Source organism: Pseudomonas sp. CROZ-RG-20F-R04-15 (genome assembly GCF_022662375.1).
Taxonomy (GTDB): domain Bacteria; phylum Pseudomonadota; class Gammaproteobacteria; order Pseudomonadales; family Pseudomonadaceae; genus Aquipseudomonas.
This window is the reverse complement of the sequence record NZ_JAKNQL010000004.1, coordinates 218,027-231,865: the sequence shown is the minus strand read 5'-3', so window position 1 is coordinate 231,865 and position 13,839 is coordinate 218,027. Positions and strand designations below refer to the sequence as shown.

Below are 13,839 nucleotides of genomic sequence, written 5' to 3'. Positions count from 1 at the left end.
GTGTCTCTGATCGCTTCTGACCACTTCCGCATCGTTGTCGGCCTCGGCAAGAGCGGCATGTCCCTGGTTCGCTTCCTGGCGAACCGGGGCACGTCGTTTGCCGTGGCGGACACGCGGGAAAATCCACCGGAACTGGCCACGCTCAAGCGTGACTATCCGCACGTGGAAGTGCGTTGTGGCGAGCTGGACGTCGAATTCCTCTGCCGTGCCGACGAGCTCTACGTGAGCCCCGGCCTGGCGCTGGCGACCCCGGCCCTGCAAGCCGCTGCGGCCCGTGGCGTGAAACTGTCCGGCGACATCGAGCTGTTCGCGCGTAACGCGCAGGCGCCGATCGTGGCCATCAGCGGTTCCAACGCGAAAAGCACCGTCACCACTCTGGTCGGCGAGATGGCGGCTGCGGCCGGCAAGCGCGTCGCCGTCGGCGGCAACCTCGGCACCCCGGCGCTGGACCTGCTCAGCGACGACGTCGAGTTGTACGTGATGGAACTGTCGAGCTTCCAGCTGGAAACCACCGACCAGCTCAACGCCGAAGTGGCCACCGTGCTGAACATCAGCGAAGACCACATGGATCGCTACAGCGGTCTGCCGGCGTACCACTTGGCCAAGCACCGGATCTTCCGGGGGGCGAAGCAGTTCGTGGTCAATCGTCAGGATGCGCTGAGCCGTCCGCTGATGGGCGAGGGCCAGCCGTGCTGGACCTTCGGCCTGACCAAACCGGATTTCAAGGCCTTCGGTATTCGTGAAGAAGACGGCGAGAAATATCTGGCCTTCGAATTCCAGAACCTGCTGCCGGTACGTGAACTGAAGATTCGCGGCGCACATAACCAGTCCAACGCCCTCGCGGCACTGGCGCTGGGTCATGCCGTGGGCCTGCCGTTCGACGCCATGCTCTCGGCCTTGCGCAACTTCGCCGGTCTCGAACATCGCTGCCAGTGGGTACGTGATCTCGACGGCGTCGCTTACTACAACGATTCCAAAGCCACCAACGTTGGTGCCGCACTGGCCGCCATCGAAGGCTTGGGCGCGGACATCGACGGCAAGGTCATCCTGATCGCCGGCGGCGATGGCAAGGGTGCCGAGTTCAACGATCTGCGTGATCCTGTCGCGGCCAACTGCCGCGCCGTGATCCTGATGGGCCGCGACTCCGACAAGATCGGTGAAGCCATCGGCGATGCCGTGCCACTGATTCGCGCGACCTCGCTGGTCGACGCCGTCGCGCAATGCCGCGCCGCCGCCCAACCGGGGGATGTGGTGCTGCTGTCGCCGGCCTGCGCCAGTTTCGACATGTTCAAGAATTACGAAGACCGTGGTCACCAGTTCGTCCGCGCTGTGGAGGAATTGGCATGAGCCTGCGCAATATCATCAAACCGTATCCGTCGCCGATCATCACCGGGCGCGGCATCGACCTCGACTTCCCGATGCTCGCCGGTTGCCTGGCGTTGCTCGGTCTCGGTTTGATCATGATCGCCTCGGCGTCCACTGAAGTGGCAGCCGCGCAGTCGGGCAGTCCGCTGTACTACATGATTCGCCACCTTATTTATGTGGTGCTGGGCCTGGGCGCGTGCATCGTCACCATGATGATTCCGATCGCCACCTGGCAGCGCCTCGGCTGGCTGATGCTGATCGGCGCGTTCGGCTTGCTGGTGATGGTGATCATTCCCGGCATCGGTCGCGAAGTGAACGGTTCGATGCGCTGGATCGGGTTCAGCTTCTTCAACGTGCAGCCGTCGGAAATCGCCAAGGTGTTCGTGGTGATCTACCTCGCCGGTTATCTGGTGCGGCGTCAGAAAGAAGTACGCGAAAGCTGGATGGGCTTCTTCAAGCCGTTCATCGTGCTGCTGCCGATGGCCGGTCTGTTGCTGATGGAGCCGGACTTCGGAGCCACCGTGGTGATGATGGGCGCTGCGGCGGCCATGCTGTTCCTCGGCGGGGTCGGACTGTTCCGCTTCTCGCTGATGGTGGTGTTGGCGGTCGGGGCCGTGGTGCTGTTGATTCAGATGCAGCCATATCGAATGGCGCGTCTGACCAACTTCGCTGACCCGTGGGCTGACCAGTTCGGCGCCGGTTATCAATTGTCGCAAGCCTTGATCGCTTTCGGTCGCGGTGAGTGGCTCGGCGTCGGCCTGGGCAACAGCGTGCAGAAACAGTTCTACCTGCCGGAAGCGCACACCGACTTCGTGTTCTCGGTTCTGGCTGAAGAATTAGGCGCCGTCGGCTCGCTGTGCACCGTCGCGCTGTTCGTGTTCGTGTGTATTCGCGGCATGTACATCGGCCTGTGGGCGGAGAAAGCCAAACAGTTCTTCGCTGCTTATGTGGCCTACGGTCTGTCGTTCCTGTGGATTGGTCAATTCCTGATCAACATCGGGGTGAACGTCGGCCTGCTGCCCACCAAAGGTCTGACCTTGCCGTTCCTCAGTTACGGCGGCAGTTCGTTGGTGATCTGCTGTGCCTGTCTCGGCTTGTTGCTGAGGATCGAGTGGGAGAGTCGAACCCACCTGGGCAGTGAAGAGATGGAATTCCATGAGAGCGACTTCGCCGAGGAGCCGAATCATGGGCGCTAACGTATTGATCATGGCCGGCGGCACCGGCGGCCACGTGTTCCCGGCGCTGGCCTGTGCCCGCGAGTTTCAGGCGCGCGGTTACACCGTGCACTGGCTCGGCACACCACGCGGGATCGAAAACGAACTGGTCCCGGCCGCTGGGCTGGAACTGCACCGCATCAACGCTACCGGCCTGCGCGGCAAGGGCAAGCTGTCGCTGCTCAAGGCTCCGTTCATGCTGCTGAAATCGGTATGGCAGGCGCGGGCGATCATTCGTCGCTTGAAGCCGGTGTGCGTGGTCGGCTTCGGTGGTTATGTGACTGGCCCCGGTGGCCTCGCCGCAAAACTGGCCGGTGTGCCGGTGATCGTTCACGAGCAGAACGCCGTGGCCGGCACCGCCAATCGGTTGCTGGTGCCGTTCGCCGCCCGGGTGTGTGAAGCGTTCCCCGACACCTTTACTCTGTCGGACACCCGCCGTACCACCGGCAACCCGGTGCGCAGCGAGCTGTTCCTCGACACATCGCGACCTGCTCTGGCAGGGCGCAAAGCGCGTTTGCTGATCCTCGGCGGAAGCCTTGGCGCAGAACCGTTGAACAAATTGCTGCCTGAAGCCCTGGCCCAAGTCGCTGCCGATTTGCGCCCGGAAGTGTTTCATCAGGCCGGCAAAAACCACGATGAAGTGACTGCAGAGCGCTACCGCGCCGCCGGCGTCGATGCGCAGGTGCAGCCGTTCATCAAAGACATGGCCCAGGCCTATGGCTGGGCTGACCTGGTGGTGTGCCGCGCAGGCGCGTTGACCATCAGTGAGCTGGCTGCCGCCGGTCTGCCCTCGATGCTGGTGCCTTTGCCCCACGCGATCGACGATCACCAGACCCGCAACGCCGATTATTTGGCCCGTGAAGGCGCTGCCTTCCTGATGCCGCAAAGAACGACTGGTGCCGCGGACCTTGCCGCGCGCCTGACAGAGGTCTTGATGCAACCGCAACGACTCGAAGATATGGCCCAAGCGGCCCGCCGTCTGGCGAAACCCGATGCCACCCGTAGCGTGGTCGATACCTGTCTGGAGGTGGCCCATGGTTGAGAATCAGAAGGCCATGCCACAACCGGAAATGCGCCGCATCCGTCGCATCCACTTCGTCGGCATCGGCGGCGTGGGCATGTGCGGGATTGCTGAAGTGTTGTTGAACCTGGGCTATGAAGTCTCCGGTTCCGACCTGAAAGCTTCGCCGGTGACCGAGCGTCTGGAATCGTTCGGCGCGCATATTTTCATCGGCCACCGTGCCGAGAACGCCGCGACCGCCGATGTGCTGGTGGTGTCGAGCGCTGTGAACACCTCCAACCCGGAAGTCGCGACCGCGCTTGAACGTCGTATTCCGGTAGTGCCGCGTGCCGAAATGCTCGCCGAGCTGATGCGCTATCGCCACGGCATCGCCGTCGCCGGTACCCACGGCAAAACCACCACCACCAGCCTGATCGCTTCGGTGTTCGCTGCCGGTGGTCTGGACCCGACGTTCGTTATCGGTGGCCGTCTGAATGCTGCGGGCACCAATGCCCAGCTCGGCACCAGCCGTTACCTGATCGCCGAAGCCGATGAAAGCGATGCGAGCTTCCTGCATCTGCAACCGCTGGTGGCCGTGGTCACCAACATCGACGCCGACCACATGGCGACCTACGACGGCGACTTCAACAAACTGAAGAAAACCTTCGTCGAGTTCCTGCACAACCTGCCGTTCTACGGTTTGGCGGTGATGTGCCTGGACGATCCGGTGGTGCGCGAAATCCTCCCGCTGGTGAAGCGTCCGACCGTGACCTACGGCTTCAGCGAAGACGCTGACGTGCGCGCGATCAATGTTCGCCAGCAAGGCATGCAGACCTTCTTCACCGTGCTGCGTCCTGACCGCGAGCCGCTGGATGTTTCCGTGAACATGCCGGGCAATCACAACGTGCTCAATTCGCTGGCAACCATCTGCATCGCCACCGACGAAGGCGTCAGTGATGAAGCCATCGTTCAGGGCCTATCGGGCTTCCAGGGTGTTGGTCGGCGCTTCCAGGTCTACGGCGAACTGCCGGTGGACGGCGGCAACGTGATGCTGGTCGATGACTACGGTCACCACCCGACCGAAGTCGCGGCGGTGATCAAAGCCGTACGCGGTGGCTGGCCGGAGCGCCGTCTGGTGATGGTCTACCAGCCGCACCGCTACAGCCGCACCCGCGATCTGTACGACGACTTCGTCAATGTACTGGCCGATGCCAACGTGTTGCTGCTGATGGAAGTCTATCCGGCCGGCGAAGAGCCGATCCCCGGCGCCGACAGCCGCAAGCTGTGCAACAGCATCCGCCAGCGTGGTCAGCTCGACCCGATCTACATCGAGCGTGGCGTCGATCTGGCGCCACTGGTCAAGCCGCTGCTGCGTGCCGGCGACATCCTGCTGTGCCAGGGCGCCGGTGATATCGGCGGTCTCGCGCCGAAGCTGTTGAAAAGTGAATTGTTCGCTGGCGCCGTGGCGGCGTCGGTCGAGGGGAAGTTGAAATGACTGCTGCCTACGCCAAGCTGTTTTCCACTATCGCGCCGAAAGACTTCGGCCGCGTTGCCGTGCTCTTCGGCGGCCTGAGTGCCGAGCGTGAGGTGTCGCTGAAATCCGGTAACGCCGTGCTCGACGCGCTGCAAAGCGCTGGCGTGGACGCGTTTGGCATCGACGTTGGCGACGACATTCTGCAGCGTCTGCTCAGCGAAAAGATCGACCGCGCCTTCATCATTCTTCACGGCCGTGGCGGTGAAGACGGCTCCATGCAGGGCCTGCTCGAAGTGGCGGGTATTCCGTACACCGGCAGCGGCATTCTGGCTTCGGCACTGGCGATGGACAAACTGCGCACCAAGCAGGTCTGGCACAGCCTCGGGATTCCGACGCCGCGTCACGCCGTACTGTGCAGCGAAGCCGATTGTATTTCGGCAGCGACGGAACTGGGCTTCCCTTTGATCGTCAAACCGGCGCATGAAGGTTCAAGTATCGGGATGGCCAAAGTGAGTTCTGCGTCCGAGTTGATCGACGCATGGAAAGCGGCCAGTACCTACGATTCGCAAGTCTTGGTTGAGCAATGGATTCAAGGTCCGGAGTTCACCATCGCCACCCTGCGTGACCAGGTGTTGCCTCCTATCGCCCTGGGTACACCGCACACGTTCTACGACTACGACGCCAAGTACATCGCCAACGATACCCAGTACCGCATTCCGTGCGGGCTGGATGCCGCCAAGGAACAGGAACTCATGGATCTCACGGCCAAGGCCAGTGAGGCGCTGGGTATTGCCGGTTGGGGCAGGGCGGACGTGATGCAGGACGCCGACGGGCAGTTCTGGTTCCTGGAAGTGAACACCGCTCCGGGCATGACCGATCACAGTCTGGTGCCGATGGCCGCGCGTGCGGCCGGTCTGGATTTCCAGCAACTGGTTCTGGCCATTCTGGCCGCCAGTGTTGAAGACGCTCGAGGTTAAGACGATGCAAGGCGCTCAGCTCCGACATCAGCCTCCCGCACCCGGCCGCAAGCCGGTGCCGCGGGGTGCCAGCCGCATGGTGGCGAAAGAGCCGATGTCCGCGCGCCTGCCGAAAGCCAATTTCAGCTTTCTGAAAAGTCTGTTCTGGCCGGTGCTGTTGGTCGCGCTGGGCTTTGGTACATACGAAGGGGCAACGCGTCTGCTGCCATACGCTGACCGGCCGATCACCAAGATCGCCGTGCAGGGCGACCTGAGCTACATCAGCCAGCAAGCGGTGCAGCAGCGGATCGCGCCGTACGTGGCGTCGAGCTTCTTCACCATCGACCTGGCCGGCATGCGCACCGAGCTTGAGCAGATGCCATGGATCGCCCACGCCGAAGTACGTCGGGTGTGGCCGGACCAGGTGGTGATCCGCCTCGAAGAGCAACTGCCGGTGGCGCGTTGGGGCGACGAGTCGTTGCTGAACAACCAGGGCCAGGCATTTACGCCCAAGGAACTGGCGAACTACGAACACCTGCCACAGCTGTTCGGCCCACAACGGGCCCAGCAGCAAGTCATGCAGCAGTATCAGGTGCTGAGCCAGATGCTGCGGCCGTTGGGCTTCTCGATTGCACGCCTGGAACTGCGTGAACGCGGGAGTTGGTTCCTGACCACCGGTGCCGGCAGTTCCGGCCCCGGCATCGAGTTGCTGCTGGGACGCGGCAACCTGGTGGAAAAGATGCGCCGCTTTATCGCCATCTATGACAAGACGCTTAAAGACCAGATTACGAACATTGCGCGCATCGATCTGCGCTACGCCAACGGCCTCGCTGTTGGCTGGCGGGAACCTGTAGCGCCGACGACAGCCCAACCCGCTGTCGCAAAGAATTAAGAAGAGGCAGGACCCATGGCAAACGTGCAAAGCGGCAAAATGATCGTCGGTCTCGATATCGGCACCTCCAAAGTGGTGGCGCTGGTCGGCGAGGTTTCCGACGACGGCTCGCTGGAAATCGTCGGGATCGGTACCCATCCGTCCCGTGGCCTGAAGAAGGGCGTGGTGGTCAACATCGAGTCCACCGTGCAATCGATCCAGCGCGCGATCGAAGAAGCCCAACTGATGGCGGGCTGCCGCATTCACTCGGCGTTCGTCGGCGTGGCGGGCAATCACATCCGCAGCCTGAACTCCCACGGCATCGTCGCGATCCGCGATCGTGAAGTCAGCTCGGCCGACCTTGAGCGCGTGCTCGACGCCGCTCAGGCCGTGGCGATCCCGGCTGACCAGCGTGTGCTGCACACCCTGCCGCAGGATTACGTGATCGATAACCAGGAAGGCGTTCGCGAACCACTGGGCATGTCCGGCGTACGTCTGGAAGCCAAGGTTCACGTGGTCACCTGCGCCGTCAACGCCGCACAGAACATTGAAAAATGCGTGCGCCGCTGCGGTCTGGAAATCGACGACATCATTCTTGAGCAACTGGCTTCGGCCTACTCGGTGCTGACCGATGACGAGAAAGAGCTGGGTGTGTGCCTGGTCGACATCGGCGGCGGCACCACCGACATCGCGATCTTCACCGAAGGCGCGATCCGTCACACCGCAGTGATCCCGATTGCCGGTGATCAGGTGACCAACGACATCGCCATGGCGTTGCGCACCCCGACCCAGTACGCCGAAGAAATCAAGATCCGCTACGCCTGCGCCCTGGCCAAACTGGCCGGTGCCGGTGAAACCATCAAGGTGCCAAGCGTTGGCGACCGTCCACCGCGCGAACTGTCGCGTCAGGCCCTGGCCGAAGTGGTCGAGCCGCGTTACGACGAACTGTTCACGCTGATTCAGGCCGAGCTGCGTCGCAGCGGCTACGAAGACCTGATCCCGGCCGGCATCGTCCTGACCGGCGGTACGTCGAAGATGGAAGGCGCCACTGAACTGGCCGAGGAAATCTTCCACATGCCGGTACGCCTCGGTGTACCGCATGGCGTGAAAGGCCTGGATGACGTGGTGCGCAACCCGATTTATTCCACTGGCGTTGGCTTGTTGATGTACGGCCTGCAAAAGCAGTCCGACGGGGTTTCGTTCTCCGGCATCGGCAGCCGCGACAGCTACAGCAACGAAGAGCCACAGGCGCCGTTGCTGGACCGATTGAAGAAGTGGGTTCAAGGCAACTTCTAAAGATTTACCGCAACACCGCAACAAAAAAGCAGTAGGCGAAAAAACTAGAGAATGTAAGGAGAGGGAAAATGTTCGAACTCGTAGACAACATCCCCGCAAGCCCGGTAATCAAAGTTATCGGTGTTGGCGGTGGCGGCGGCAACGCTGTCAATCACATGGTCAAGAGCAACATCGAAGGCGTCGAGTTCATCTGCGCCAACACTGATGCTCAAGCGCTGAAAAACATCGGCGCGCGCACCATTCTGCAACTGGGTACCGGCGTGACCAAAGGTCTGGGCGCTGGCGCCAACCCTGAAGTAGGTCGTCAGGCCGCTCTCGAAGACCGTGAGCGCATTGCCGAAGTCCTGCAGGGCACCAATATGGTGTTCATCACCACTGGCATGGGCGGCGGTACCGGTACCGGTGCTGCGCCGATCATCGCCGAAGTGGCCAAGGAAATGGGCATTCTGACCGTTGCGGTAGTAACGCGTCCGTTCCCGTTCGAAGGCCGCAAGCGTATGCAGATCGCCGATGAAGGCATCCGCATGCTCTCGGAAAGCGTTGACTCGTTGATCACCATTCCCAACGAGAAGCTGCTGACCATCCTCGGTAAAGACGCCAGCCTCTTGTCGGCTTTCGCCAAGGCTGACGATGTACTGGCCGGTGCCGTTCGCGGTATCTCCGACATCATCAAGCGTCCGGGCATGATCAACGTCGACTTCGCCGACGTACGTACCGTGATGAGCGAAATGGGCATGGCGATGATGGGCACTGGCTGCGCCAGCGGTCCGAACCGTGCACGTGAAGCCACTGAAGCGGCGATCCGCAACCCGCTGCTGGAAGACGTGAACCTGCAAGGCGCACGCGGCATCCTGGTGAACATCACCGCCGGTCCTGACCTGTCCCTGGGTGAGTACTCCGACGTGGGTAGCATCATCGAAGCCTTCGCTTCCGAGCACGCCATGGTCAAGGTCGGTACCGTTATCGATCCGGACATGCGCGACGAACTGCATGTAACCGTGGTTGCCACTGGTCTGGGCGCGAAAATCGAGAAGCCTGTGAAGGTCATCGACAACACCGTTCATACCTCCATGGCTTCCGCCCAGGTACAACAACCGGCTCCGGCCCGTCAGGAAGCGCCAGCGGTCAATTACCGTGATCTGGACCGTCCGACCGTCATGCGCAACCAGGCTCAGGCCGGTGCTGCGGCTGCCGCGAAGATGAATCCGCAGGATGATCTGGACTATCTGGACATCCCGGCTTTCCTGCGTCGTCAGGCCGATTGATGGAATGTATCAGGGCTATGAAGGTGATTGGTGTTCAGCAAAGGCTCGGTCTGCTATTATCGCCAGCCTTTGTTGATACCAGTTCGCAATTTGCGCTGAAGCGGCCCAAGCCATGATTAAACAACGCACACTGAAAAATATTATCCGTGCCACAGGTGTAGGCCTGCACTCCGGTGAGAAGGTCTATCTGACCCTCAAGCCTGCGCCTGTCGACACTGGCATTGTGTTTTGTCGCGCTGACCTCGACCCTGTGGTGCAGATTCCTGCCCGCGCGGAAAACGTCGGTGAAACCACTATGTCGACGACGCTGATCAACGGCGACGTCAAAGTGGACACGGTAGAGCACTTGCTCTCGGCCATGGCTGGCCTGGGCATCGATAACGCCTACGTCGAGCTCTCCGCGTCCGAAGTCCCGATCATGGATGGCAGCGCTGGACCCTTCGTATTCCTGATTCAATCGGCAGGCCTGGAAGAACAGGACGCCGCCAAGAAATTCATCCGCATCCTGCGTGAAGTGACAGTGGAAGACGGCGACAAGCGCGCCACTTTCGTCCCTTTCGAAGGGTTCAAGGTGAGCTTCGAGATCGATTTCGATCACCCGGTTTTCCGGGACCGCACCCAAAGTGCAAGCGTGGATTTTTCCAGCACTTCGTTCGTAAAAGAAGTCAGCCGCGCCCGTACCTTTGGTTTCATGAGTGATATCGAGTACCTGCGCAAGCACAACCTCGCACTCGGCGGCAGCGTTGAAAACGCAATCGTGGTCGATGCTGATGGCGTGTTGAACGAAGACGGTCTTCGCTATGAAGACGAATTCGTGAAGCACAAGATCCTCGATGCCATTGGCGACCTGTACTTGCTGGGTAACAGCCTGATTGGTGAGTTCAAAGGCTTCAAGTCCGGTCATGCACTGAACAACCAACTGCTGCGAAAGTTGATTGAGCAGACAGATGCGTGGGAAGTGGTGACGTTCGAAGACGCCAGCACCGCACCAATCTCTTACATGCGCCCGGTTGCGGCGGTGTAAGTAAAAAACCTCTCTAGTTTTTTGAAGGCCATCCTCGGATGGCCTTTTTTTATGCCTGTGGTTTTTCTAGTGCCTGATCCGGCCTCTTCGCGAGCAAGCTCGCTCCCACAGGGGAATGCATTTCAAATGTGGGAGCGAGCTTGCTCGCGAAGGCGCCAGCGCAAACTGCGCAGAACATTCAGGAAGCCACCACGACTCGATTACGCCCTCCCTCCTTGGCCTGATACAACGCCTTGTCCGCCGCAAACAACAACTGCTCCAGCGTCATTTCACTCGCCACCGCCCACGTCGCGATACCAATGCTCACCGTCATCGGCCGCTCAGCCCCGTCGACCAACGGCAACTGCTCCACTGCCTGACGAATATGCTCGGCAATCTGCTGCGCGCCATGACCATCGGTCTCGGCGAGAATCACCGAGAACTCCTCGCCGCCATAACGCGCGACCAGATCCGCCGGTCGCCGGACATTTTCAGTGATGACACGGGCCAGCGTCTTCAGTGCCTGATCCCCGCCCTGATGGCCATGTCGATCATTGAATGCCTTGAAGTGATCGGCATCGATCATCATCACCGACATCGGTTTACCCGAGCGCTGAGCGCGGAACCACTCGTGACGCAATGCCTGATCAAGCATCCGACGATTTGCCACACCGGTCAGCGCGTCGGTGGCGGCCAATTGCGCCAGTTCGTGCTCGGCACGCTGACGTCGGCGCAACTCGCGGGCCAGCAACCAGGTCAGCCATAACAAACCCACGCACAGCACGCCGGTGGCCCCACTGATCAACATCGCGGTGCGCCGCCAGGTGCCGAACACTTCATCGCTGGACAGCGCGACCATCACTGTCAGCGGCAAATTGCCGACTCGCGAATAGGTATAGAGACGCTGTTGATGATCCATGCTCGAAGTACTGGTGAAACTGCCATTGCCATCCTTGTCGCGCAGGATCCGTATCACGTTGGGTCGGTTACCGAAGCTCTTGCCGATCGAATCACTCTGCAGATAGGGCTTCTGCGCCAACAGGACGCCGTCGTTGTCGATGATGTTCAGCGTGCTGTCCTTGCCGATGTCGAGGCTGTTGAACAGCTGATCGAAGTAGTCGAGCTTCATCGACGCCACCGCTACGCCGGCGAATTCACCGGTGTCCGAGGAAATCCGTCGGCTGAAACTGATGCGCCATTGATTGGCTTCGTCGCAATCGCAACGGGTCTTGAACGGTCGGCTGATGAACATGCCGATGTCACGGTTGAATGCGTGGGCGAGGAAGTAATCCCGGTCGGCAAAATTGCCCGGTTTCGGCTCGACCCGCGAAGAATCGGCAATGACGTTGCCGTGTTTGTCGAGCAACAGAATGTCGCCCTTGAAGCGCGCGGTGGTTGAGCGGTCGAACAGCGCCAGATGACGAATCTGCGGTGAGACAGTTTGCAGATCATCGCGTTGGGCGGCAGCGATCAGGCCTTGCAGGGTCAGGTCGTACAGCTCGACCGTGCGCAGCACATCGGCGTCGATCAGTTGCGCGATGGTGGTGGCGCTGCGGGTGGCCGATTCCCGAGCGTTGGCGTGCTCGCGGATCAGCAGGAAAGTGACGATGCCGACAATCGCGATCACGCTCAGCAAACTGCCGCAGATCAGCAGCAGCTCGGGGCGTCCGGTCTTGCCCGAAACGGGTGGGGTACGGCTCGCGATCATGATTGGGCTGTCGGTTGGGAATTCTTATAAGCGTAGTAGGCCAAACACTGCAGCCGAAGCCAGAAACCATGCCCATTGTGGGAGCGAGCCTGCTCGCGAAAGCGCTGTGTCATTCAACATAGATGTTGAATGGTAGACCGCTTTCGCGAGCAGGCTCGCTCCCACAGGGTGCATCACTGAATTCAGGACGGTGTTATGGCGCCGATCTTAGAAGACGTTGATCGGGTAGTCGATGATGACGCGGTATTCATCTGTGTCCGAATCGATCACGCCGTAACCGTTGCCGCCACGGTTGGTTGCCCATTGCAGGTGCACCGCCAGATCCTTGGCCAGACCGCTCTGCACGACGTATTTCAGATCGAGATCGCGTTCCCAGTGTTTGGCGTTGCGGCCGTCGGCGCTGTACCAGTTGGAATAGCCTTTGCTGTCGGCGTCGACCTTGGTCAGGTCTACGGTCCCGCGCGAGTAGGAGACCGACGAGGTCAGTCCCGGCATGCCGACACCGGCGAAGTCATAAGCGTATTTGAGCTTCCACGAGCGCTCGTTCGGGCCGTTGAAATCGGAGTACTGCTGCGAGTTGTCGAGGTAAACGCTGTCGCCCTGGCTGATGTAGTCGAACGGGGTGTTGCCGTTGACCCGCTGATACGCAGCAGTAACGCTGTGGCTACCGATACCCACGGTGAAATGCAGGCTGTAGGTGTTGTTGTCGATGTTGCCTAGCAGCGCATCGCCGGTGTCTTGCGTGTGATAGAAGTGCAGGCCCGGGTTGAGGCTGACCAGATCGCTCAACTGCCAGGTGTAGTCGAGGTCGTAGTAGTACTGGTTCCAGATGTCCTTGAGCTCAGAGGCGTAGAGGCTGCTGGTCAGACCTTCGACGCCGCTCCAGGCCACACCGGCCCAGTTCAGGTGCTGGCTCTCGTCGCCGTCAGCCAAGGTGCCGTAGGAAGTGCCGATACGCGTGTGACCGCTTTGGTTGTACGGCTTGGTGAAACTGGCCTGACCACCCTCGATCAGCCAGCCGTCGAAGCTGTGGTTGCTCAGACTCACACCACGGAAGGTCTGCGGCAGCATGCGCGTGTCACCGCCGGCAATTACCGGGTTGGTGAGGAACAGGTCACCGGCCTTCAACTCGGTATCGAACGCGCGCATTTTCAGCGTGCCGCCCGCCGTGGAGAACGAGCCCGGCGCTTTGCCGTTACCGTCGCTGACCGGCAGGATGCTCGAGCCGTCCGTGCCGCCACCACCATCGAGCTTCAGCCCGAGCATGGCGTGGGCATCAATGCCGAAACCGACCGTTCCTTCGGTGTAACCCGACTTGAAGATGCCTAGAAAGCCCTGGCCCCACTCGATGTTGTCGTCCGCTTTCTGCAAGCGGTTGCGATTCATGTAGTAGTTGCGGGCGTTGAGGTTGAGGCTCGAATCTTCGACGAAACCTTGTTTGGCAGGCTCGTCGGCGTGAGCGGCAGGGGCAATCGTTGCGGCAATTGCAATGAACAACGGAGAGAAGCGGACTGGGTAACGCACTTGCGATGGAGCTCCTTGGGTCAACTGGCCCCTCAATGTCCTGAGGGGCGTGATGTTTCTTGTTGTTACAGACGAACCAAACGGCTTTCAGACCACAACGAAAAAAGGCCGCTGAAAGGCAGCGGCCTGGAATGACGACGGTTGAACGGGAATAGCCAAACAA

Annotated in this window: 11 protein-coding genes; 9 read left to right on the top strand and 2 right to left on the bottom strand. The window is 60.7% G+C overall.

From position 1 onward, the window contains the following. From murD to lpxC, 9 genes are all read left to right on the top strand, one after another. Window positions 1-1,347 (top strand): UDP-N-acetylmuramoyl-L-alanine--D-glutamate ligase, encoded by a 1,347-nt coding sequence (gene murD, locus L8H52_RS08855; protein WP_242206794.1) that lies wholly within the window; start codon window positions 1-3, stop codon window positions 1,345-1,347. A gap of 2 nt (window positions 1,348-1,349) precedes the next feature. Next, the gene (gene ftsW, locus L8H52_RS08850; RefSeq protein ID WP_171057289.1) at window positions 1,350-2,561 is read left to right on the top strand and encodes a putative lipid II flippase FtsW; all 1,212 of its coding nucleotides are present in this window, start codon (window positions 1,350-1,352) and stop codon (window positions 2,559-2,561) included. Beyond that, window positions 2,551-3,621: an undecaprenyldiphospho-muramoylpentapeptide beta-N-acetylglucosaminyltransferase gene (murG, locus tag L8H52_RS08845; RefSeq protein WP_064392864.1), complete on the top strand. Its 1,071-nt coding sequence runs from the start codon at window positions 2,551-2,553 to the stop codon at window positions 3,619-3,621. The genes ftsW and murG overlap by 11 nt, the downstream gene beginning before the upstream one ends. Beyond that, complete coding sequence (gene murC / locus L8H52_RS08840; protein ID WP_102356595.1) at window positions 3,614-5,074, top strand: UDP-N-acetylmuramate--L-alanine ligase; 1,461 nt, start codon at window positions 3,614-3,616, stop codon at window positions 5,072-5,074. Before murG ends, murC begins: the two co-directional genes overlap by 8 nt. Continuing rightward, window positions 5,071-6,030 carry a D-alanine--D-alanine ligase gene (locus L8H52_RS08835; RefSeq protein ID WP_242206793.1) on the top strand — a complete coding sequence of 320 codons (960 nt, stop codon included), beginning with the start codon at window positions 5,071-5,073 and terminating at the stop codon, window positions 6,028-6,030. The genes murC and L8H52_RS08835 overlap by 4 nt, the downstream gene beginning before the upstream one ends. Before the next feature lie 4 nt (window positions 6,031-6,034). Then, a complete protein-coding gene (locus tag L8H52_RS08830) occupies window positions 6,035-6,901 on the top strand; it encodes a cell division protein FtsQ/DivIB (protein ID WP_180700005.1) in 867 nt (288 codons plus the stop codon). A 15-nt stretch (window positions 6,902-6,916) separates the two neighbouring features. Next, window positions 6,917-8,176 carry a cell division protein FtsA gene (gene ftsA / locus L8H52_RS08825; protein ID WP_007916987.1) on the top strand — a complete coding sequence of 420 codons (1,260 nt, stop codon included), beginning with the start codon at window positions 6,917-6,919 and terminating at the stop codon, window positions 8,174-8,176. A 68-nt stretch (window positions 8,177-8,244) separates the two neighbouring features. Next, complete coding sequence (ftsZ, locus tag L8H52_RS08820) at window positions 8,245-9,441, top strand: cell division protein FtsZ (protein WP_016986475.1); 1,197 nt, start codon at window positions 8,245-8,247, stop codon at window positions 9,439-9,441. Window positions 9,442-9,553: 112 nt separating this feature from the next. Beyond that, window positions 9,554-10,465 carry a UDP-3-O-acyl-N-acetylglucosamine deacetylase gene (lpxC, locus tag L8H52_RS08815; protein ID WP_007916984.1) on the top strand — a complete coding sequence of 304 codons (912 nt, stop codon included), beginning with the start codon at window positions 9,554-9,556 and terminating at the stop codon, window positions 10,463-10,465. A 178-nt stretch (window positions 10,466-10,643) separates the two neighbouring features. On the opposite strand, the gene L8H52_RS08810 is transcribed toward lpxC, so the two are convergent. Beyond that, complete coding sequence (locus L8H52_RS08810; RefSeq protein WP_242206792.1) at window positions 10,644-12,152, bottom strand: sensor domain-containing diguanylate cyclase; 1,509 nt, start codon at window positions 12,150-12,152, stop codon at window positions 10,644-10,646. Between the two features lie 207 nt (window positions 12,153-12,359). Continuing rightward, window positions 12,360-13,676 carry an OprD family porin gene (locus L8H52_RS08805; protein WP_242206791.1) on the bottom strand — a complete coding sequence of 439 codons (1,317 nt, stop codon included), beginning with the start codon at window positions 13,674-13,676 and terminating at the stop codon, window positions 12,360-12,362. Window positions 13,677-13,839: the final 163 nt, after the last annotated feature.